The sequence below is a fragment of the Tepidimonas fonticaldi genome (assembly GCF_001675355.1).
Lineage (GTDB): Bacteria > Pseudomonadota > Gammaproteobacteria > Burkholderiales > Burkholderiaceae_C > Tepidimonas > Tepidimonas fonticaldi.
Genome location: NZ_LZDH01000045.1, coordinates 221,213 through 242,120, shown reverse-complemented (window position 1 = coordinate 242,120; position 20,908 = coordinate 221,213). Strand labels below are relative to the sequence as shown.

Annotated in this window: 20 protein-coding genes; 3 read left to right on the top strand and 17 right to left on the bottom strand. The window is 70.9% G+C overall.

The window, feature by feature from the left end; all coding sequences use genetic code 11:
- Positions 1–80: 80 nt before the first annotated feature.
- From A9O67_RS05285 to flhD, 14 genes are all read right to left on the bottom strand, one after another.
- Positions 81–860 (bottom strand): ABC transporter ATP-binding protein, encoded by a 780-nt coding sequence (locus A9O67_RS05285; protein ID WP_068608099.1) that lies wholly within the window; start codon positions 858–860, stop codon positions 81–83.
- Positions 857–2,737 (bottom strand): branched-chain amino acid ABC transporter ATP-binding protein/permease, encoded by a 1,881-nt coding sequence (locus A9O67_RS05280; RefSeq protein WP_082955378.1) that lies wholly within the window; start codon positions 2,735–2,737, stop codon positions 857–859. The genes A9O67_RS05285 and A9O67_RS05280 overlap by 4 nt, the downstream gene beginning before the upstream one ends.
- Positions 2,734–3,759, bottom strand: a complete 1,026-nt coding sequence (locus A9O67_RS05275; protein WP_068608098.1) for a branched-chain amino acid ABC transporter permease — start codon at positions 3,757–3,759, stop codon at positions 2,734–2,736. Before A9O67_RS05275 ends, A9O67_RS05280 begins: the two co-directional genes overlap by 4 nt.
- 99 nt (positions 3,760–3,858) lie before the next feature.
- The gene (locus tag A9O67_RS05270) at positions 3,859–5,007 is read right to left on the bottom strand and encodes an ABC transporter substrate-binding protein (protein WP_068608096.1); all 1,149 of its coding nucleotides are present in this window, start codon (positions 5,005–5,007) and stop codon (positions 3,859–3,861) included.
- Positions 5,008–5,094: 87 nt separating this feature from the next.
- On the bottom strand, positions 5,095–6,192 hold the full coding sequence (paaE, locus tag A9O67_RS05265; protein WP_068608094.1) for a 1,2-phenylacetyl-CoA epoxidase subunit PaaE: 1,098 nt from the start codon (positions 6,190–6,192) through the stop codon (positions 5,095–5,097).
- Between the two features lie 25 nt (positions 6,193–6,217).
- Positions 6,218–6,760 (bottom strand): 1,2-phenylacetyl-CoA epoxidase subunit PaaD, encoded by a 543-nt coding sequence (gene paaD, locus A9O67_RS05260; RefSeq protein WP_068608092.1) that lies wholly within the window; start codon positions 6,758–6,760, stop codon positions 6,218–6,220.
- Between the two features lie 14 nt (positions 6,761–6,774).
- Entirely contained in the window at positions 6,775–7,578 is an 804-nt protein-coding gene (gene paaC, locus A9O67_RS05255) for a 1,2-phenylacetyl-CoA epoxidase subunit PaaC (RefSeq protein ID WP_068608090.1), read from the bottom strand.
- Positions 7,578–7,916, bottom strand: a complete 339-nt coding sequence (gene paaB, locus A9O67_RS05250; protein WP_068608088.1) for a 1,2-phenylacetyl-CoA epoxidase subunit PaaB — start codon at positions 7,914–7,916, stop codon at positions 7,578–7,580. The genes paaC and paaB overlap by 1 nt, the downstream gene beginning before the upstream one ends.
- A gap of 46 nt (positions 7,917–7,962) precedes the next feature.
- Positions 7,963–8,970, bottom strand: a complete 1,008-nt coding sequence (paaA, locus tag A9O67_RS05245) for a 1,2-phenylacetyl-CoA epoxidase subunit PaaA (protein ID WP_068608086.1) — start codon at positions 8,968–8,970, stop codon at positions 7,963–7,965.
- Between the two features lie 35 nt (positions 8,971–9,005).
- The gene (paaK, locus tag A9O67_RS05240) at positions 9,006–10,331 is read right to left on the bottom strand and encodes a phenylacetate--CoA ligase PaaK (protein ID WP_068608084.1); all 1,326 of its coding nucleotides are present in this window, start codon (positions 10,329–10,331) and stop codon (positions 9,006–9,008) included.
- Between the two features lie 41 nt (positions 10,332–10,372).
- Positions 10,373–10,864, bottom strand: coding sequence for a hydroxyphenylacetyl-CoA thioesterase PaaI (paaI, locus tag A9O67_RS05235; RefSeq protein WP_068608081.1), 492 nt, complete (start codon positions 10,862–10,864; stop codon positions 10,373–10,375).
- Positions 10,865–10,995: 131 nt separating this feature from the next.
- Complete coding sequence (paaX, locus tag A9O67_RS05230) at positions 10,996–12,006, bottom strand: phenylacetic acid degradation operon negative regulatory protein PaaX (protein WP_082955377.1); 1,011 nt, start codon at positions 12,004–12,006, stop codon at positions 10,996–10,998.
- Positions 12,007–12,037: 31 nt separating this feature from the next.
- Positions 12,038–12,598 carry a flagellar transcriptional regulator FlhC gene (gene flhC / locus A9O67_RS05225; RefSeq protein ID WP_068608078.1) on the bottom strand — a complete coding sequence of 187 codons (561 nt, stop codon included), beginning with the start codon at positions 12,596–12,598 and terminating at the stop codon, positions 12,038–12,040.
- A gap of 48 nt (positions 12,599–12,646) precedes the next feature.
- A complete protein-coding gene (gene flhD / locus A9O67_RS05220; RefSeq protein ID WP_068608075.1) occupies positions 12,647–13,000 on the bottom strand; it encodes a flagellar transcriptional regulator FlhD in 354 nt (117 codons plus the stop codon).
- Positions 13,001–13,261: 261 nt separating this feature from the next.
- On the opposite strand from flhD, the gene A9O67_RS05215 reads away from it, so the two are divergent.
- The gene (locus A9O67_RS05215) at positions 13,262–13,510 is read left to right on the top strand and encodes an AbrB/MazE/SpoVT family DNA-binding domain-containing protein (protein ID WP_068608305.1); all 249 of its coding nucleotides are present in this window, start codon (positions 13,262–13,264) and stop codon (positions 13,508–13,510) included.
- Positions 13,511–13,668: 158 nt separating this feature from the next.
- Here A9O67_RS05215 and A9O67_RS05210 read toward each other — a convergent pair whose 3' ends face one another.
- Positions 13,669–14,235, bottom strand: coding sequence for a cob(I)yrinic acid a,c-diamide adenosyltransferase (locus tag A9O67_RS05210; protein ID WP_068608072.1), 567 nt, complete (start codon positions 14,233–14,235; stop codon positions 13,669–13,671).
- Between the two features lie 90 nt (positions 14,236–14,325).
- Between A9O67_RS05210 and A9O67_RS05205 the strand changes: the two genes are divergently transcribed.
- Together A9O67_RS05205 and A9O67_RS05200 are read left to right on the top strand one after the other, a co-directional pair.
- Positions 14,326–15,750 (top strand): FAD-binding oxidoreductase, encoded by a 1,425-nt coding sequence (locus A9O67_RS05205; protein WP_068608070.1) that lies wholly within the window; start codon positions 14,326–14,328, stop codon positions 15,748–15,750.
- 16 nt (positions 15,751–15,766) lie between these two features.
- The gene (locus A9O67_RS05200) at positions 15,767–19,171 is read left to right on the top strand and encodes a putative bifunctional diguanylate cyclase/phosphodiesterase (protein WP_068608067.1); all 3,405 of its coding nucleotides are present in this window, start codon (positions 15,767–15,769) and stop codon (positions 19,169–19,171) included.
- Here the strand turns inward: A9O67_RS05200 and A9O67_RS05195 are convergent.
- Entirely contained in the window at positions 19,072–19,911 is an 840-nt protein-coding gene (locus tag A9O67_RS05195) for a class I SAM-dependent methyltransferase (RefSeq protein ID WP_068608064.1), read from the bottom strand. The two genes, A9O67_RS05200 and A9O67_RS05195, sit on opposite strands and share 100 nt — an antisense overlap.
- Entirely contained in the window at positions 19,908–20,891 is a 984-nt protein-coding gene (locus tag A9O67_RS05190; RefSeq protein WP_068608060.1) for a ParB/RepB/Spo0J family partition protein, read from the bottom strand. Before A9O67_RS05190 ends, A9O67_RS05195 begins: the two co-directional genes overlap by 4 nt.
- Positions 20,892–20,908 lie beyond the last annotated feature (17 nt).

Genomic DNA, 20,908 nt, shown 5'->3' with positions numbered 1-20,908 from the left:
GATCGTGCTCTCACTCGAAAACAGAAAGATTCGGGGCACCGCGCCACACCGGGCCCGGTGCGGGCGCAGCGGTCGGGGCGTCAGGCGGCCGCGGTGGACGGGGTGGCCGGCTCGGCAGCACGGTGGCCACCCAAGCCCAGGTAGGTCTCGACGATGCGGCGGTCGTGCAGCAGGTCCTCGGCCGCTCCGTGCAAGGCGATCGCGCCCATCTCCAGCACGTAGCCACGGTCGGCGATCTGCAGCGCGGCGCGGGCGTTCTGCTCGATCAGCAGCACCGACACGCCGACCTCGCGCAGCCGCGCCACGGTCTGCAGCACCTCGCGCACGATCAGCGGCGCCAGGCCCAGCGACGGCTCGTCCAGCATCAGCAGGCGGGGCCTGGCCATCAGCGCGCGGCCGATCGCCAGCATCTGGCGCTCGCCGCCGGACAGCGTCGCCGCCATCTGCGCGCGCCGCTCGCGCAGGCGCGGAAAGATCGCAAACACCTCCTCCATGCGCTCGCGCTGCGTGCGGTCCCCGCGGCGCCAGCGCGCAAAGCCGCCCAGCAGCAGGTTGTCCTCCACCGACATCTCGCCGAACAGCTCGCGCTTTTCCGGCACCAGCGCGACTTGGCGCGCCACCATGCGCTCGACGCTGGGCCGCGGCACCACCTCGCCGGCCACGGCCAGTTCGCCGCGCGACGGCAGCAGGCCCATCGCGGCGTTGAGCAGCGTGGTCTTGCCGGCGCCGTTGGGGCCGATGACGGTGACGATCTCGCCCTCGTGCACGTCCAGATCGACCTGGTGCAGCGCCTCCACCGGCCCGTAGGAGACGGAAAAGCCGCGCAGGCGCAGCAGCGGCGGGCGTTCGGCGGGGCTCATGCCGTGCCTCCCAGACCGTCGTCGCCGAGGTAGGCCGCCAGCACGCGCGGGTCGCGCTGCACCTCGGCCGGCGTGCCGCGCGCGATCACAGTGCCGAAGTCCAGCACCGTGATGCGGTCGGCCAGGTTCATCACGAATTCCATGTCGTGCTCCACGATCAGGATGCCCAGGCCCTCGCGGCGCAACTGGTCCAGCAGCCGCGCCAGCGCCTGCTTTTCCAGATGGCGCAGGCCGGCCGCCGGCTCGTCCAGCAGCAGCAGCGCCGGCTGGCCCGCCAGCGCCCGGGCGATCTCGACGATGCGCTGCTGGCCCAAGGCCAGCGACCCGGCCGGCGTGTGCGCGTGCTCCGCCAGCCCGCAGCGCTCGATCTGGCGCATGGCCTCGGCCAGCAGCGCGGCTTCCTCGTGACGATCCAGCCGCAGCATGCTGGCCAGCCAGCCGCGCCGCCCGCGCAGGTGCGCGCCCAACGCCACGTTGTCCAGCACGCTGCGCTGGCCCAGCAGCCGCACGTGCTGGAAGGTGCGCCCCAGGCCCAGCGCGGCAAAGTCCCGCGAGGGTCGCCCGACCATGGGCTGGCCCAGCAGCCGCACCTCGCCCTCGGTCGGGTCGTCCACGCCCGAGATCATGTTGAAGAACGTGCTCTTGCCGGCGCCGTTGGGACCGATCAGCGCGTGCACCTCGCCGGCGCGCACCTCCAGCGACACCTGGCTGTTGGCCACCAGGCCGCCAAAGCGCTTGGTGACATCGCGCGCCTCGATGAGCACCGTGCCCACGGCGGGCAGGGCACGGCCCGGCAGGGCGGCCGGCGCCGGCAGCTTGCGCGGCGGGGACACCACGCCCGCCCGGCGCGCCCAGCCGGCCAGCGTGGGCCACAGCCCATCCGCGTAGCGCTGCAGCACCAGCATCATCAGCAGGCCGAAGACGATGACCTCGAAATTGCCGCTCATGCCAAACAGCTTGGGCAGCCAGTCTTGCAACTGCTCCTTGAGCAAGGCGATCAGCGTTGCGCCCAGCAGCGCCCCCCACAGGTGCCCGCTGCCGCCGACCACCGCCATGAACAGGTATTCGATACCGATGTTCAAATTGAACGGCGTCGGGTTGACGAAGCGCTGCAGGTGGGCATACAGCCAGCCCGACACCGCAGCCAGCAGCGCCGCCAGCACGAACACCTTGATGCGCAGGCGCGCCGTGTCCACGCCCATGGACTCGGCCATGACGCGGCCAGTCTTGAGCGCGCGGATGGCGCGCCCCTCGCGCGAATCGAGCAGGTTGTGCAGCGCCCACACCGCCAACAGCAGAATTACCCAGATCAGGATGCCCAGCGCCCGAGGATCGGCCAGCGACACGCCCAACAGCGTCAGCGGCGCGATGCCGGTGAGCCCCGTGTGCCCGCCCAGAAAACCCAAGTTGCCAAACAGAAAGTACAGGCTCAGCCCCCAGGCGATGGTGGCCAGCGGCAGATAGTGCCCCCCCAGGCGCAGCGTCACCGCGCCCAGCCCCCAGGCCACCCCGAAGGTCAGTACCACCCCCAGGACCAACCCCACCCACGGCAAAACCTCCGGGGGCAGGCCGGACAGGGCGGCGGCCACGTCAGGCGATGTGCAGACCCAGGCCGTCGCATAGGCCCCCAGGCCCACGAAGGCGGCCTGACCAAACGAGGTCATGCCCCCGACGCCGGTCAGCATGACCAGCCCCAACGCCACCAGGGCATGCAACCCGATGTAGTTGAGCAGGGTGATGGTGAAATCGGGCAGGAAACCCCAGGCGGCAGCCAGCGCCAGCACCAGGCCGAGCGTCACCCAGCGGGGCGATACCCCGACGCCAATGGTCGCGGGTGCGGCGGCGGCGACGTGGGGGGCGCGGGTTTCGGCGCTCATTCCTCGTCCTCCACATGGTGGCTGCGCAGCGAGCGCCACAGCAGCACGGGGATGATCAGTGTGAACACCAGCACCTCCTTGAACGCGCTGGCCCAGAACGACGCGAAGGCCTCGAGCTGCCCCACCAGCACCGCGCCCAACAGGGCGGCCGGGTAGCTGGCCAGACCGCCGATGATCGCGGCGACGAAGCCCTTGAGCCCGATCAGAAAGCCCGTGTCGTAATAGATGGTGGTGATGGGCGCGATGAGCAGCCCGGACACCGCCCCGATCAGCGCCGCCAGGGCAAAACTCAGATCGCCGGACAGCTCGGTCGGGATGCCCATCAGGCGCGCGCCGACGCGGTTGATGGCCGTGGCGCGCAGCGCCTTGCCGAGCAGCGTGCGCTCGAAGAACACGAACATCGCGAGCACCAGCAGCCCGGTCACGCCCAGCACCACCAGCGACTGGCCGCTGACGGGCACGCTGCCGAGGTCGAACCGCGCCTCCGAGAACGGCGGGGTGCGAGAGCCTTCGGCGCCGAAAAACCACAGCCCCAGCCCCATGAGCACGCCGTGCAGCGCGACCGAGACGATCAGCAGCACCAGCACCGTCGCGTGCGACAGCGGCCGAAACGCCAGCCGATAGGTCAACGGCCCCAAGGGCGTGACCAGCAGCAGCACGGTCAGCGCCTTGCCCACCAGCGTGGTCGGCTGCCACCAGACGGCCAGCGCCGCCAGCGCGGGCAGCACGCCGCACCACAGGCCGGTGGACCACCAGTCCACCTGTCCACCGCGCCGCTGGCGCCACGCCTCCACGGCCAGCGTCGCGGCCGCCATGGCCAGCAGCAACCACAGGGTCGCGGGGGTGCCGCCGGCCTGCAGCACGGCCATCGTGAGCGCGCCGTAGGCCACCAGCTCCCCCTGCGGGACGAAAATCACCCGCGTCACGGAGAACACGAGCACGAGCGCCAGCGCCATCAGGGCATAGATGGCGCCGTTGATGATCCCGTCCTGGCCCAGGAACAGGGCGATTTGCAAATCCATGGGGTCACACCACAGCGCCGGCAGCTGGCGCCGCCGGCAAGGTCAACGGGACGCCCGCGCGCGCGGCATCGGGGATGCCGACGCGCCCGGGGTGGCGGCTCAGGGCGCGTACTTCCAGGTGCCGTTTTCGACTTTGACCATCACGCGGGCGCGCTGGTCCAGACCGGCATGGTCGGTCGGCGACATGGTGAAGATGCCGTGCGCCCCGGCCACGTTCTTCAGACCCTCCAGCGCATCGCGCAGGGCGGCGCGGAACTCCGGCGTGCCCGGCTTGGCCTTCTTGAGCGCTTCCGGCGCGGCGGCGGCGAGCAGCAGGCCGGCATCCCAGGCGTGGCCGCCGAAGGTGCTCACCGAACCCTGGCCGTACGCCCCTTCGTAGGCCTGCACATAGGCCTGCGCCGACTTCTTGACCGGATGGTCGTTGGGCAACTGGCTGGCCACCAGCATCGGGCCCGCGGGCAGCAGCGTGCCTTCGCAGTCCTTGCCGCAGACGCGCAGGAAATCGTTGTTGGCCACGCCGTGGGTCTGGTAGATCTTGCCGTTGAAGCCGCGCTCCTTCAGGGTCTTTTGCGGCAGGGCGGCGGGGGTGCCGGAGCCCGCGATCAGCACCGCATCCGGACGGGCCGAGACGATCTTGAGCACCTGCCCGGTCACCGACGTGTCGGCGCGGTTGTAGCGCTCGTTGGCCACGATTTGCAGCTTCTTGAGGCCGGCGGCCTTGACGAACTCCTGGTACCAGCCTTCGCCGTAGGCGTCGGCAAAGCCGATGAAGGCCACGTTGCGCACCCCGTTGTCGGCCATGTGGGTGGCGATCGCCATGGCCATCAGGATGTCGTTCTGCGGCGTCTTGAACACCCAGCGCTTCTTGGCGTCCACCGGCTCGACGATGCGCGCCGAGGCGGCCATGGAGATCATGGGCACCTGCGCCTCGGCGACGACGTCGATCATGGCCAACGAGTTGGGCGTGGTGGTGGAGCCGATGACGATGTCGACCTTGTTTTCGCTGATCAGCTTGCGCGTGTTGGTGACGGCCGCGGTGGTGTCGCTGGCGTCGTCGAGCACGATGTAGTTGACCTTTTCGCCGCCGATGGTCTTGGGCATGAGGGAGATGGTGTTCTTCTCCGGGATGCCGAGCGAGGCCGCGGGCCCGGTGGCCGAGACGGTGACACCGACCGTGATGTCGGCCCAGGCGGCGCCGGTCAGGCCGGCGACGGCGACCAAAGCGAGCAAGCGTTTGCGCAGGGTCATGAAAAGTCTCCTCGAGTGGGTGGGGAAATCGGCCGGCGGTGCGGGCCTGTCAGCAGTCGCTCGTTGTAACATGCACTATCGTGCATGTCAACGCTCGTCGAAACTGAGCACTAGGCGCTCGGTCACCGGGTGCGATTGGCAGGTGAGCACGAAGCCGCGTGCCACCTCGTCGTCGGTCAGGCCAAAGTTGCGCTCCATCGTCACGCGGCCTTCCAGCACCTTGGCGCGGCAGGTGCTGCACACCCCGCCCTTGCAGGAGTAGGGCAGGTCCAGCCCGGCCTCCAGCGCCGCATCCAGCACCGCCTCGCCGGCGCCGATGGGCACCTCGTGCTGCTTGCCGTCCAGCACCACGATGGCCTGGGCGGCGGCCTGCGCCGGCCGGCGCCCGCCCGCGGCATCGACGTCGGCCTGCACCTTGGCCGCCTGCGCGGCACCGGTGGTGAAGCGCTCGGTGCGGATGCGCTGAGCGGGCACGCCCGCGGCCAGCAGCGCCTGCTCGGTGGCCTGGATCATGGCCTCCGGCCCGCAGATGAAGACCTCGTCCATGCTGGCCGGCGGCAGCAGCGCGTCCATGATGGCGCGCACCTTGGCCTCGTCCAGCCGGCCCTGCAGCAGGTCCACCTCCTGCGCCTGGCGCGACAGCACATGGATCATGGTGAAGCGATCCGGGTAGCGGTCCTTGAGGTCTTGCAGCGCCTCGTTGAACATGATGGTCGCGGTGCGCCGGTTGCCGTAGACCAGGGTGAACTTGGACTCGGGCTGCTCCTCCAGCGTGCTGGCGGCGATGGACAGGATGGGCGTGATGCCCGAGCCGGCGGCAAAGCCCACGCGGTGCAGGGCGCGCGGGCGCTGGACCGTGAAGCGCCCTTCCGGCGGCATCACCTCCAGCCGCTGGCCGGGCCGCAGCGCGGTGGACGCCCAGTTGGAAAAGCGCCCGCCCTGGACGGGCCGAATGCCGACCTCCAGCTCGCCCTGGCGTTCCAGGCGCGAGCGCGGGCTGCAGATGGAGTAGTTGCGGCGCAACTCCTGCCCGTCCAGGCGGGTGCGCAGGGTCAGGTACTGCCCGGGCTCGAAGCGGAAGGTGTCGCGCAGCGGGCCGGGGATGTCGAAGGTGACGGCCACGGAGCCGGCGGCCTCGGGGCTGACGCGCTTGACGGTGAGTTCGTGGAAATGGGGAACGCTCATGGAACCCTCGACGGTCGGTGGGTGATCAATGGGGTTTGAAGTGGTCGAACGGCTCGCGGCAGTCCAGGCACTGCCACAGCGCTTTGCAGGCGGTGGAGCCGAAGTGCGACACCTCGCGGGTGCGGGTGGAGCCGCAGCGCGGGCAGGCGACCGGCTCGGGCGCGCGCGGCACGAAGCGCACGATGCGCTCGCCGGGGCCGCTGCCCTCGGCGCTGCAGCGGCCCGGGGGGGCGATGCCGTAGGCGCGCAGCTTGTCGCGCGCCGCCTCGGTCATCCAGTCCGTGGTCCAGGCAGGGGCGAGCTGCGTGGTCACGCGGGCCGGCACGCCCAGCCGCTGCAGGGTGGCGCGCACGTCGTCCTCGATCTGCCCCATGGCCGGGCAGCCGCTGTAGGTGGGCGTGATGACCACCTCGACCAGTGCCGGATCGTCGGCGGCGGGGCGCACATCGCGCAGGATGCCCATCTCCGCCAGGGTGACGACGGGGATTTCCGGGTCCGTCAGACCGTCGAGAGCGGCGCGCACGCGCGCAATCGACTCGGCGGTCACGGGCAGGGCGGCGGTGGACATGGCCGGGGCCGGATTCACCAAACCGCGCCAGGGTGGGCCCGCGCGACCGACTGCATCTCGCCCAGCAGGTAGCTCAGGTGCTCGGAGTGCAGGCCGTTTTTGCCCTGGGGCACATACCCCTGATCGGACGGGACGCGCAGCGTGGCCTCTTGCAGGGTGGCGGCGACGGTGGCACGCCACACATCCCGCAAACCGGCCACGTCCACGCCGACGCCGGCCTCCACCGCTGCGCGCTCGAAGTCGCTCGCCGTCCAGAACTCCTGCGTGTACGGCATCAGGTGGTCGAAGGCGGCTTGCATGCGCGCGTGCGAGGTGTCGGTGCCGTCGCCCAGCCGCACCACCCAGTCGCTGGCGTGGCGCAGGTGGTAGCGCGCCTCTTTGAGCGACTTGGCGGCGATGGCGGACAGCGGCTCGTGGCGGCTGCCCTGCAGCGCGTCCCACAGCGGCACCATCAGCGCGCTGTACAGGAAGTTGCGCGCCAGCGTCACGCCCCAGTCCATGTCGCCCTGCGCATAGCCGACGCGCGCCAGACTGGCGGGCAGCTCCAGCAGCACATAGTTGCGAAACGCCGGCGCGTCGCGGAAATAGGCCAGCGTGTCCTCGGTGACATCGCCCCCCTGCAGGCGGGCGATCTCCTGATACAGCAGGCGGGCTTGGCCGATCAGATCCAGCGTCTGGTTGGCCAGCGCCAGATCTTCCTCCAGCACGGGCCCGACGCCGCACCACTGGCTGTTGCGTTGGCCCAGCACCAGGGCGTTGTCGCCCAGGTGCAGCAGATAGTCGACCAGCACGGTCGTGTCGGTGGCCACGGCGTCCATCACATGTGCCCCACTTCTTCGGGGATTTCGTAGAAGGTCGGGTGCCGGTAGATCTTGTCGGCCGAGGGCTCGAAGAACTCGCCCTTGTCCGAGGGCCGGCTGGCGACGATCGCCGCCGAGGGCACGACCCAGATGCTGACGCCTTCCTGGCGTCGGGTGTAGATGTCGCGCGCCATCTGCAGCGCGTGCTCGGCGTCGGCGGCGTGCAGGCTGCCGCAGTGCTTGTGCTCCAGGCCCTGCTTGCTGCGCACGAAGACTTCCCACAGCGGCCAGTCTTTGAGGGCCGGGGTGGCTTTGGCGGACGCATCCGCGCCCGCGGGGGTGACGGGTTGGCTCATCGGGGGACTCCTTGGGTCGCTCGGGTCGATGACGGGGCGCCGGCGCTCAGGCGGCGGCCTTCAGATCGCGCTCGCGGCGCTTGCGGGCATGGGCCAGGGCGCCTTCGCGCACCCAGGCACCGTCCTCGTGCGCCTTGACGCGGGTGGCCAGGCGCTCTTTGTTGCAGGGGCCGTGGCCGTTGACGGTCTGCCAGAACTCGTCCCAGTCGATCTCGCCAAAGTCGTAGTGGCCGCGCTCGGGGTTCCACTTCAGCTTCGGGTCGGGCAGTGTCACGCCCAGCACCTCGGCCTGCGGCACGGTGGCGTCGACGAACTTCTGGCGCAGCTCGTCGTTGCTGATGCGCTTGATGCCCCAGCGCATGCTCTGCTCGCTGTGCACGCTGGCGCTGTCGGGCGGGCCGAACATGGCCAGGCATTTCCACCACCAGCGGTTGACGGCGTCTTGCACCATGCGGCGCTGCGCCTCGGTGCCGCGCATCATCGTCAGCAGCAGCTCGTAGCCCTGGCGCTGGTGGAAGCTCTCCTCCTTGCAGATGCGGATCATCGCGCGCGCGTACGGCCCGTAGCTGCAGCGGCACAGCGGGATCTGGTTCATGATCGCCGCACCATCGACCAGCCAGCCGATGACGCCGACGTCGGCCCAGTTCAGCGTCGGGTAGTTGAAGATCGAGCTGTACTTGGCGCGGCCCGTGAGCAGCTGCTCGATCAGCTCGGCGCGGCTGACGCCCAGCGTCTCGGCCGCCGAGTACAGGTACAGGCCGTGGCCGCCCTCGTCCTGCACCTTGGCCAGCAGGATGGCCTTGCGCTTGAGGCTGGGCGCCCGGGTGATCCAGTTGCCCTCCGGCAGCATGCCGACCACCTCGCTGTGGGCGTGCTGGCTGATTTGGCGGATCAGCGTTTTGCGGTAGGCCTCGGGCATCCAGTCCTGCGGCTCGATGCGGCCGTCGGCGTCGATGCGGGCCTGGAAGGCGTCCAGCTTGTCGGCCGGCTCGTCCGGCTGGATCGGCTGGACCTTGCCGGCGGGGTCGGGGATGCTCAGCGCTTGGGTGTACATGGCGGGTCTCCGGTGGCTCGGAAGGGGCGGTGGCGTCAGGCGGTGCGGGGGCGGTCGTCCTGCACCCGCTTGGCCTTGCCGGTCTGGGTGCGCGGCAGCGCGTCGGCGTCCAGCACCGTGACGCGGGTGCTGACGCCGATGAAGGTCTTGATGCGGTGCTGCAGCTCGCGGCCGATCGCGGCGCGCTCGGCGTCGGACAGGCGCCCGCTCAGGTGGCGCTGCAGCTCGCAGCGCACCTCCAGCTGATCCAGATGGCCGTCGCGCGTGAGCACCAGCAGGTAGTTGCCCGACAGCTGCGCGACGCGCAGGATCTGCTCCTCGATCTGCGTCGGAAACACGTTGACCCCGCGCAGGATCAGCATGTCGTCGGTGCGGCCGGTGATGCGGCCCATGCGGCGGAAGGCCCGCGACGTGGGCGGCAGCAGCCGCGTGCGGTCGCGCGTGCGGTAGCGGATGATGGGCATCGCCTCCTTGGACAGCGAGGTGAAGACCAGCTCGCCCTCCTCGCCGTCGGGCAGGACTTCGCCGGTGTCGGGGTCGATGATCTCGGGGTAGAAGTGGTCCTCCCAGATCACCGGGCCGTCCTTGCTCTCGATGCACTCGCTGGCCACGCCGGGGCCCATCACCTCGGACAGGCCGTAGATGTCCACCGCGTCCAGCCCGAGCTTGCGCTCGATCTCGGCGCGCATGCCCTCGCCCCACGGCTCGGCGCCAAAGATGCCGACCTTCAGCGGAATCTGATCCGGCGCGATGCCCAGCCGCTCGAACTCCTCGGCGATCACCAGGGAGTACGACGGCGTGACCATGATGATGTCGGGCTTGAAGTCCATGATGAGCTGGACTTGCTTTTCGGTCTGCCCCCCGGACATGGGGATGACGGTGCAGCCCAGCCGCTCGGCGCCGTAGTGGGCGCCCAGCCCGCCGGTGAACAGCCCGTAGCCGTAGGCCACGTGCACGATGTCGCCGGCGCGGCCGCCGGCGGCGCGGATGGAGCGCGCCACCAGATTCGCCCAGGTGTCGATGTCGCGCTGCGTGTAGCCCACCACGGTGGGCTTGCCCGTGGTGCCCGACGAGGCATGCACACGCGCCACGCGCTCGCGCGGCACGGCGAACATGCCAAACGGGTAGTTGTCGCGCAGGTCCGCCTTGGTGGTGAACGGAAACTTGGCCAGGTCCGCCAGCGTCTTCAGATCGTCCGGGCGCACCCCGGCGGCGTCGAACTTGGCGCGGTAGTGCGGCACGTTGTCGTAGGCGTGGCGCACGCTCCACTTCAGGCGCTCGAGCTGCAGCGCTGCCACCTCGTCACGGCTGGCAGTCTCGATCGGCTCCAGATCGCCGGGGCGCGGGGCTTTGACGGGCATCGGGGGTCTCCTGGGCAAAGTCTCGGGAAACGGTGTCGGCATCAGCGCGCGCGGGACGCGGCACCATCGGCCGCCTGCGCCAGACCGGCGATCACCTCGCCGCCGATGCGGTAGCTCTTGCCGCGGAACAGGGCCACGGTGCGCCCGCCCCGCACGCGCACGGTGATGTCGTACACCCCCGTGCGGCCCGCCAGCGAGCGTTCGACGGCCTCGGCCTCCAGCACGTCGCCCTCGCGCGCCGGCGCCAGAAAGTCGATGTGGCAGGCCGACGCCACCGTGTTGTGGTTGTAGCTGTTGCAGGCGTAGGCAAAGGCGCTGTCGGCCAGCGTGAAGATCAGGCCGCCGTGGCAGATGGCGTGGCCGTTGACCATGTCGCGCCGCACGGGCATGGACAGCACGGCCCGGCCCGGCGCGATGGCGTCCAGGCGCATGCCCAGCGCCTGGGTGGCGTGGTCGCGGGACCACATGGCGGCCCCGACTGCTTCGGCCAGGGCCTGCGGGTCGGTGGGGGGAGGGGCGGCGTCGGCGCTCATCGTGATACAAAAATCGTAGTCTGCGTTTGCGATTTAGTATCAATGAAAGCCGGCCTGGTGCGCATCAGGGTTTACCCGAAACCCTGCGACCCTCAAAACCCTGCGGCGCTCACCGCAGTAGGGTCACGCCCTCATGCCAAACGCGGTGCGCCCAGGGAGCACTCGTCCTCCTGGGGCTCGAAGCGCTGCCACAGCCAGTTGGCCGCGACCGGCACGTGGCCGTCGGCCAGGTGCAGCCGCTCGTCCAGGTGCTGCTCGGCCGGGGCGAGCAGCAGCCGGTACAGGCGCCGGCAAACGTGGCGCGCGCGCTCGCCCGGCCAGTCGCGCGGCAGCAGTTCCTCGGGCAACTGCGGGTCGCGCAGCAGCAGGCGCCGCCAGTCGTGGATGAGCAGCGTGCGCCCCAGAAACGCCGGCGCGGGTGCGGGGGGGGCGTGCGCCTCCAGCTCCGCCACCAGTGGGGCATACCGCGCCACGAAGGCCGCGTAGTCGCCCGCCAGCGCCTCCAGGTTCCAGGCCTGGCGCACCAGGTCGCGGTCGGGGGCGGTACCGCGCAGGGGCAGGCGCTCGGCGCGCAGGGGCAGCAGGTCGGCGCGGCGTTCGCCCAGCCCGTCGGCCTGCAAGGCCTCGAAGGTCGCGCCCACGTCGGCGCTGGGGTGGACGAAGATGCCCCCCGGCAGCTCGCCATAGCCCTGCCAGAACAGCGACCGGCGCAGGCGCTCGCGGTCGCGCGGCGACAGCGCGCCGGTGACCAGCAGCAGCCGCCAGTGCAGATCCCAGCGCGGGGCGCGCGCGGCATAGATCTGGCGCGAGGCTTCCTCGAAGCGGGCGCGCCCGGCGGCAGTGAGCATGTAGTCGGTGCGCCGGCCGCAGGCCTGGTTGACCAGCCAGCCGTCCTGCACCAGCCGGTAGACCGCCGTGCGCACCAGGCGCTCGTTGATGCCCAGCGGCTCCAGCAACTGGATCAGGCTGCCCAGCCACAGGCGCGCGCCGCGCGGCAGCACCGCGTCGCCAAAGACCGAGATGATCAGCGAGCCCGCGTGGACGCGGTCCAGGCGGGCGAAGGACTCGATGCGCGCCTGCAGCGCATCGGGAGCGGGCAAAGCGGTCGCAGCCGGCGCCGCCGCGGAACGGGAGCGGGACATGCCCGCGATGGTAGCGCCGGCCCGCGGGGCGTCAGGCGTCGACGCGCAGCGCCCCTTCGGCACGGCCCTTGCCGGCACGCGCCGGCGGCTTGCACAGGCCGCACACATAGTGGCGGGCGTTGACGTAGGGGTCGGCGACGAAGTGCCCGCCGCAGCAGGTGCAGCGCGTGCGCACCAGCATGCCCGCGTCCATGAATCGGCTCAGCCGCCAGGCGCGGGTGAAGCTCAGCAGTGGCTCGATGCCGCAGACCTGCATCTGCTCCTCGTACAGGCGGTAGGCCTTCATGATGGCGTCGATGCCCTCCAGCGCCACGGTCTTGAGCAGCGACTGGCGGATGTTCTCGAACAGCGAGGCATGGATGTTGGGCTGCCAAGCCAAAAACCAGTCCGTGGAAAACGGCAGTTGCCCCTTGCTCGGCGAGCGGCCGGTGACCTCCTTGTACAGCCGCAGCAGCTTCTCGTACGACAGGTTGGTCTCGCTCTCCAGCACCTGCAGGCGTGCGCCCAGACCGATGAGGGCGACGGCGCGCTCGATGTCGCGGCTTTCGTGGACGATGCTGCGGGCGGACGACTTGCGGACGGCGGTGGTCATGGCGGAACTCCGGGCGGACGAGGGAGGTCAGGGGTGAGCGGACGACGGTCAGACGTTGGCGAGACGCCCGGCCATCAGGATGCTGGCGTGCAGGCGCTGTGCGGCCTCGCCCACCGAGCGCTGGGGGGCGTGGCTGCTGGTCAGCAGCTTCCAGACCATGTCGTCGTCCGCCTGGAAGCGGCACAGCAGCGTGTTGTGGCTGGCCAGCTTGACGATCTGCGCCGGCGACAGGGCGGCGAGCAGATCAGCCGATTCCTCGCTCAAGCCCAGGCGGAAGGTGGCCTCGGCCTTGTCGGCGCGGATCAGGCGCTGCGCGAGCATCAGGTAGGTCAGGTTGGCCTCGCGGATCTCGGCCAGCAGTTGCTCGCGGTCGGTCTCGTTCAGGGCGGCGGTGGCGGTCATGGCAGCACTCCTTTTCGTCGGTTGGCGCGCCCCGGGCCAGGGGGTTTAACACAGCCCGAAAAGCGTCGGTTCGTTGAAAAGGATTGTGAAAACCGGCCACCTTTGCTTGAATCGGAAGGTGTCTGTTCGGCGTGTCGGCCTCCGTCAGGCCCCTTGTCGGAAAAATTCCGACACGCGCCCATCCGCCGACGGGCATGGGGCGCTTGACACCCCGGGGATTGGCTCTATGGTTTCGACACTGTAACTTTGCAGGAACATGCCATGGTGGAAGCGGTGCTATCGATCAAGGCTTGGGGACACAGCCTGGGCGTGCGGCTGCCGGCAGCGGTGGCACGGGCGGCGCGGCTGCACGTCGACCAGCGCGTGCGCGTGGCGGTGGAACAGGGGCGGGTGGTCATCGAACCGTTGCCGGCGGAGCCAACGCTGGAAGAGCGACTGGCGCGCTACGACCCGGCGCGGCACGGCGGCGAGGCGATGGCGGCGCCCCCGCTGGGGGCCGAGCGGTGGTGACGGCGCCCCGCCGCTGGGTGCCGCAGCGGCAGGACGTCATCTGGATCGACTGCAACCCGTAGGCCGAGCGCGAAATACGCATCCGGCACCCGTTTCTGGTGCTGTCACCCGCGGCGTTCAATGACCGCACGTCGCTCTGCTGGCGTGAGCACGATCCGTCAGCCCGGCTCCCCGCGCTGCATGCGCTCGCTCTTCCAGTACACGTCGTCGCCCCCATGCATGCGGTTGAGCACCCGCGCCAGCACGAACATCAGATCGCTCAGGCGGTTGAGGTACTGCCGCGGCGCGTCGTGGATGGCCTCCTCCTGCCCCAGGGCGACCACGCTGCGCTCGGCGCGGCGGGCGACGGTGCGGCACACATGCGCCTGCGCGGCGGCGCGGGTCCCCGCGGGCAGGATGAACTCCTGCAGCCGCGGCAGTTGGGCGTTGTAGCGCTCCAGCGCCTCGTCCAGGGCGAGCACCGCCTCGGGCTTGAGCAGCTCGAAGCCCGGCACGCTCAGCTCCCCACCCAGGTTGAAGAGCTGGTGCTGGATCTCCACCAGCACCGCGCGCACATCGGCCGGCATGTCCTCGCACAGCAGCAGGCCGATGTGGGAGTTGAGCTCGTCCACATCCCCCATGGCGTGCACGCGCAGGCTGTTTTTGCTGACGCGCTGGTTGTTGCCCAGCCCCGTGGTGCCCCCGTCGCCGGTGCGGGTGGCGATTTGCGTGAGTCGATTGCCCATGGTTGTTGCCCCTTCGTGCGCGGTCCAAGCCGATAATCCCGGCATTATCGGAAACCCGCCTGGCGCCGTCCGGCCGCCTCTGGAGAGCCCATGAACGCCCCCTTGTCCGCCCCCCTGCTGCCCGACGTGCAGCCGCGGCCGCTGCCGGCCGACGCCCTGGCCGCCCTGCAGGCCCGGTTTCAGGCGCGCTGCTCGACGGCGCTGGCCGTGCGCGAGCAGCACGGCCGCGACGAGTCGGCCTACACCCACATCCCGCCACCGGCCGCGGTGGTGTTTGCCGAATCCACGGCCGACGTGGCCGATGCCCTGCGCATCGCCGCGCAGTGGCGCGTGCCGGTGATTCCGTTTGGCGTCGGCTCGTCGCTGGAGGGGCATCTGCTGGCCGTGCAGGGCGGCATCAGCCTGGACGTCAGCCGCATGAACCAGGTGCTGGCCGTGCGCCCGGAGGACCTGACCGCCACCGTGCAGCCCGGGGTGACGCGCAAGCAGCTCAACGAGGCCATCAAACACCTGGGGCTGTTCTTCCCCATCGATCCGGGCGCGGATGCCTCCATCGGCGGCATGGCCGCCACGCGCGCCAGCGGCACCAACGCCGTGCGCTACGGCACCATGCGCGAGAATGTGCTGGCGCTGGAAGTGGTCACGGCCAACGGCGAGGTCGTGCGCACCGGCACGCACGCACGCAAGAGCAGCGCCGGCTACGACCTGACGCGCCTGTTCGTGGGCAGTGAAGGCACGCTGGGCGTGATGACCGAAATCACCGTGCGCCTGTACCCGCTGCCGGAGGCGATTTCGGCCGCCATTTGCTCCTTCCCCAGCGTGGAGGCGGCGGTGCGCACCACCATCGCCATCATCCAGATGGGCATCCCCATCGCGCGCTGCGAGCTGCTGGATGCGCGCACCGTGCGCGCCGTCAACGCCCACAGCAAGCTGGGCCTGCGCGAGGAGCCCATGCTGCTGATGGAGTTCCACGGCTCGCCCAGCGGCGTGCAGGAGCAGGCCGAGATGGTGCAGGCCATCGCCGACGAGCACGGCGGCCAGGCCTTCGAGTGGGCCACCACGCCCGAGGAGCGCACGCGCCTGTGGACGGCGCGCCACAACGCCTACTTTGCCGGCGTGCAAAGCCGCCCGGGCTGCCGCGCCATCACCACCGACGCCTGTGTGCCGATCAGCCGGCTGGCCGACAATGTGCTGGCCGCCGTGGCCGAAGCGGACGCGGCGGGCATCCCCTATTTCATGGTCGGGCATGTGGGGGACGGCAACTTCCACATGGGCTATCTGATTGACCCGGACGACATGGCCGAGCGCGCCGCCGCCGAGCGGCTGAACCAGGCGCTGGTCGAGCGCGCCCTGGCCAGCGGCGGCACCTGCACGGGCGAGCATGGCGTCGGCCTGCACAAGATGGACTTCCTGCGGGCCGAGGCCGGCGACGGCGCGCTGGCGCTGATGCGCGCGATCAAGGCGGCGCTGGACCCGCACGACATCCTCAACCCCGGCAAGATCGTCGCGCGCTGACCGCACGCGCTTTGCCATGCGGCCCCCGCCCTCCCCCGCGTCCGATGGCACCGTGCGCCGGCAGCGGCTGGCGCTGTGGGTGGTGGCGCTGTACGCGACCCTGTCAGCCCTGTGGATCACGCTGTCGGACACGCTGCTGTCGTGGTGGATTCCGGACACCGAAACCCTGGCGCGGGCCAGTCTGCTCAAGGGGTGGGCGTTCGTCGCGCTGACCTCGGTGGCCCTGTATGCGCTGCTGTACCGCTACTGGTCCACCGCCAGCGCCGACGGTGCGCCGAACGGCGGGCCGATGGCACGCGTCATCCCTCGCTGGGGCATGGGGCTGCTGATCGGCACGGTGCTCGGGGTCACCGGTATCACGCTGGCGCAGCGCTACCAGCAGGCCCAACAGCATGCCGCTGTCCACCTGGGACTAACGCTGCAGGCCAAACAGGCGCAGTTGACCGACTGGCACGAGGAACGCCTCAACGATGCCCGGCTGCTGTCGAAGCGCCGGGTGCTGCGGGAGGGATGGGACACCTGGCGCAAAGCGCCCGATGCTCCCCCACCCCCAGCGATGCGGCACGCCCTCGAACAGGCGCTGGAGCTTGGCCGCTACCGCGCCGCGGGGATCGTCGATGGGCAAGGCCACACCCTCTGGGTCGGCGCCGCCCCTTCCGATCCGCAGGGCCTCATCCCGCAGGCCGCCACGCGCGTGCTCGACATTGGCTCGACGGCGCGCGCCTGGATCGATGCGGATGGCCACTGGCAGTGGGTCTTCGTGGCCAACCTGCCGGGCATGGCCTATCCGGCCGCGCTGGTGCTGGCCCTCGACGATGTCAGTACCCTGCCCGCCCTGCAGCCGTGGCATGCCGCCCCCACCGGCGACATCGCCACCGCCCTGGCACGGCGCGAAGGCGACCGCGTGCTGGTGCTGGACGTGATGCAACCCAAGGCCAGCGCCGTCATCCCGCTGGAGGCAGCCGACCACCCCGCCGTGCGCCTGGTGCTGCGCACGGCGCCGCCCGAGCGGCCGCTGCCGGCCCGGCACCCCGCCGCCGGCGAGGTGGCGGTCGTCGGGCAACCCGTGCTGGACGGCACATGGCAGTTGCTGATCTGGCAGCCGGTGTCGCAGATCCGTGCCGCGGCGCTGCAGGGGGCCGAGACGACGCTGCTGGCCGCGCTGCTGGCCATCTTTGGCACGGTGGTGGGCGTGCGCCTGTTCGACGAACGCGCGCGGCTGTCCCAGGCGCAGGCCCATGCCGCGGCGCTGCGCGAGGTGGGCGACCGCCTAGCCGACAGCGAGCGGCGCTACCGTCTGCTGGCCGAGTACAGCGCCGACGTGGTGTGGCTCTATGACCTGCAGCAAGATCGCTTTCTGTACGTCAGCCCCTCGGTGCAGCGGCTCATCGGCCACGGCGCCCAGGACATCGTTGGACGCTCGTTCGACGCCGTGTTGACGTCAGCGTCCCTGGCCCATGTGCGCACGCGCCTGCCCGAGCGGCTCGACGAATTAGCCCGCGGGCAGACCTCGGCCCTGACCGAGACGACCGAGCTGGACCTGCTGCACCTGGATGGCCACACGGTATACACCGAGACGGTGTCCACCCTGATCACCGGGCCGGACGGCCGTGCGGTGCAGCTGCAAGGCGTCACGCGCGACCTGACCGCGCGGCGTGAGGCCGAAACCCAAATCCGCCTGCTCTCGCAGGTGGTCGAGCAAAGCCCGGCCGCGGTGCTGATCACCGACGCGCAGGCGCGCATCGAATACGTCAACCCGGCGTTCGAGCGCATCAGCGGCTACACGCGGGCCCAAGTGCGCGGGCACAACCCGCGCCTGCTGTCATCGGGCCGCATGCCCGCCGAGACGTGGCAGCAGGCCTGGCGCGCGCTGCGCGACGGCCGTCCCTGGACGGGCGAAGTGGTCAACCGCCGCCCCGACGGCAGCGAATACCTGCTGGCGGTCACCATCGCCCCCGTGCTCGACCCCCACCGGCACATCACCCACTACGTCTCGGTGCAACTGGATATCTCCGCCCAGCGCGACGCTGAGGCCAAGGCCCACCAGCTCGCGTGGTTCGACCCGCTGACGGGCCTGCCCAACCGCGCCCGCACGCTGGACCGGCTGGAGCAGGTGTTGGCCGGGGATCGCCGGCACCGCCGGCACCGCGCCCTGCTGCTGCTCAACATCGACCGCTTCAAGACCTTCAACGAGGCCCTGGGCCACGCCAGCGGGGACGTGCTGCTGCAGCAACTGGCCCAGCGGCTGCGGGCGGCAGCCCCACGCGCCGATCTGCTGGCCCGCCTGGGCGGGGACGAGTTCGCCCTGCTCACCCCGGGCGTCGAGGGCGGGCCGCTGGCGGCGTCGCGCGCCGCGCAGGATGTTTCGGAGCACATCCACGCCGCGCTGCAGGACGCCTTCGCCCTGGACGGCGCGCAGGCCGGGGGCGGTACGGGGCCCGACGGCGGCGACGCGCCGGTCAACATCACGGTGAGCATCGGGATCGCCGTGCTGCCCACCGATGGCGACGACACCCCGCTGGACGTGCTGCGGCGCGCCGACACGGCCCTGCGCCGTGCCAAGGAGCGAGGCGGCCACCAGAGCGTGTTCTTCGACGACGCCATGGGGGCGGCGGTGGCGCGGCGCTTCACCATCGAGCAAGAGCTGCGCCGAGCCCTGGCCGCCGACGAGCTGCGGCTGTACCTGCAGCCGCAGGCCGATGCCCAGGGCCACTGGCGCGCGGCCGAGGCCCTGGTGCGCTGGCAGCACCCGGTGCGCGGGCTGGTGCCGCCGGCCGAGTTCGTGCCCGTGGCCGAAGGCTGCGACCTGATCGAGCCCCTGGGCCATTGGGTGCTGCAGGCCGCCTGCGCGCACTTGGGCCAACTGGCCCGCGCCGGCACCCGCCTGCCCATCGCCGTCAACGTCAGCCCGCGCCAGTTCCACCGCCCGCACTTCGTGCAGGAGGTGCTGGACGCGCTGCGCACCCACGGAGCTGCGGCGGCCGATCTGGTGCTGGAAGTGACCGAGGGCGTAGTCGTGGAGGACATCGACGCCGTCATCGAGCGCATGTTGGCCCTCACGCGTGAAGGGGTGCGCTTCTCGATCGACGACTTCGGCACCGGCTACTCGTCTTTGTCCTATCTGAAGCGGCTGCCCATCCAGGAAATCAAGATCGACCGCAGCTTCGTGCGCGACGCCCCGCACGATCCGGACGACGCTGCGCTGGTCGAGGCCATCATCGCCGTGGCCGATCGACTGAGGCTGCGGGTGGTGGCCGAGGGGGTGGAGACGGCCGAGCAGGCGGCGTTCTTTGGCCGCTGGCCCCACGTCTTGCAACAGGGCTATCTGCACGGCCGGCCCGACGCGGCCGAGGCGGTGTTGGCGCGCTGGCGCGCGGCACAGGCGGGCGAATCGGCGGCTGGCTCGGGGGGCATGGCGTAGCCCCACACCGGCCGCCCGTCCGGGCAGCGCCAGCACACCGCCGAGGTCCAGCCCGGCACCTCGAACTCCAGGCTGACCAGCCACGCACCGGGCTTGAGCTCGGCCGATGCCTTGGCGGCGGCGCGCGGCATGGTCTCCGGCCGCTGAAACAGGTACACCATGTCGTAGGCCGACCAGTCCGCCGTCCAAAAATCGCCATGGCGCACCTGCGCGGTCGGGCAGCGCACGCCGGCCAGCCAGCGCAGCACCCAGGCGCGCTCGATGCCCGTCAGCCGCGCGTCTGGGTAGGCGCGTTCCAGCGCCAGCAGGCCGTCGCCCAGGCCGCAGCCCGCATCCAAGATGCGGGCGCGCGGGGGCAGCCAAATGACCTCGCGCAGCCCGTCCAAGGCCCCCGGCGGGGTTGGGTACAGGGGCGCATCGCGCCAAGCCCGCCAAGGGTAGAGCGCCAGCGCCGCCAGCAGCAGCAGCGCCCACACCCAGGCCGGCGGCAGTGGCACCACGCCCGCCGCCAGCACCCACGACAGCGGAAACCCCAGCGCCATGACCATGCGCCGCATGGGCGTGCCCCCGTGCCGCACCGCCCACAGCATGGCCAGCAGGGCGGCGACGCCGAAGGCTTCGGCCACCGGGCGCTGCAAGCCCACGCGCAAGGCGGCAAAACCGGCCCAGGCCGCCAGCCACAGCACCAGCGCAGGCAGGGGCCAGCGGTCGGGCGCGGGCGTGGCGCGGCGCGGTTTCACCCGTGCAGCCCGCGCAGCCGCTCGATCAGGCCATTGAGCTCGTCGATCGAGCCAAAGGCAATCGCCAGCTCGCCCTGCTCCTGCACGCGACCGCCGCGCTTGACACGCTTTTTCACCCGGACCTCGACTTCGGCGGCGAGCAGCTCGGACAGCTCCTCTTCCACGCGGCGCACGTCGCGCGATTTCTCGGCCTTGGGGCGCGGGGGCGTCAGCGCAAACTCGGCCGCCAGGCGCTTGACCAGCGACTCGGCCTCGCGCACCGACAGGCCCTTGGCGGCGATCTGGTGCGCTGCCGTGATCTGCGTCGCGCGGTCCAGGCTCAGGAGGGCGCGCGCATGGCCCATGTCCAGATCCCCGGCCATCAGCATGGTCTGCACCGGCTCGGTCAGTTGCAGCAGGCGCAGCAGGTTGGTGGCCGCGCTGCGCGAGCGGCCAACGGCCTGCGCCGCCTGCTCGTGCGTCAGGCCAAACTCCTTGATCAGGCGCTGCAGGCCCTGCGCCTCTTCCAGCGGGTTGAGGTCCTCGCGCTGGATGTTTTCGATGAGCGCCATCGCCGCGGCAGCCTCGTCGGGCACCTCGCGCACCAGGACGGGCACCTCCTCCAGCCCCGCCAGCCGCGCGGCCCGAAAGCGCCGCTCGCCGGCGATGATTTCGTACACCGGCCGCGCGCCGCGCGTGCCGTCCTCCGCGAAGGGCTGCCCAGACGCGCTGGCGTGCCAAGCCGCGAGCCGCTGCGCCCCTACGTCGTCGGCCAGCCGGCGCACCAGCACCGGCTGCATCACGCCCTGGGCGCGGATGCTCTCGGCCAGTTCATACAGCGCGCCCTCGTCCATGCGCGTGCGGGGCTGGTACGCGCCGGGCACCAGATCGCTCAGGCGCAATTGGCGCGGCGTGTCAGCGCCGGGGGCTTCGGCCTCGACCGTGGGGCCGAGCAGCGCCTCCAGGCCGCGGCCCAGTCCTTTGGGTTTCTTGTTCACCATGGTTCGTGTCCGTGTCG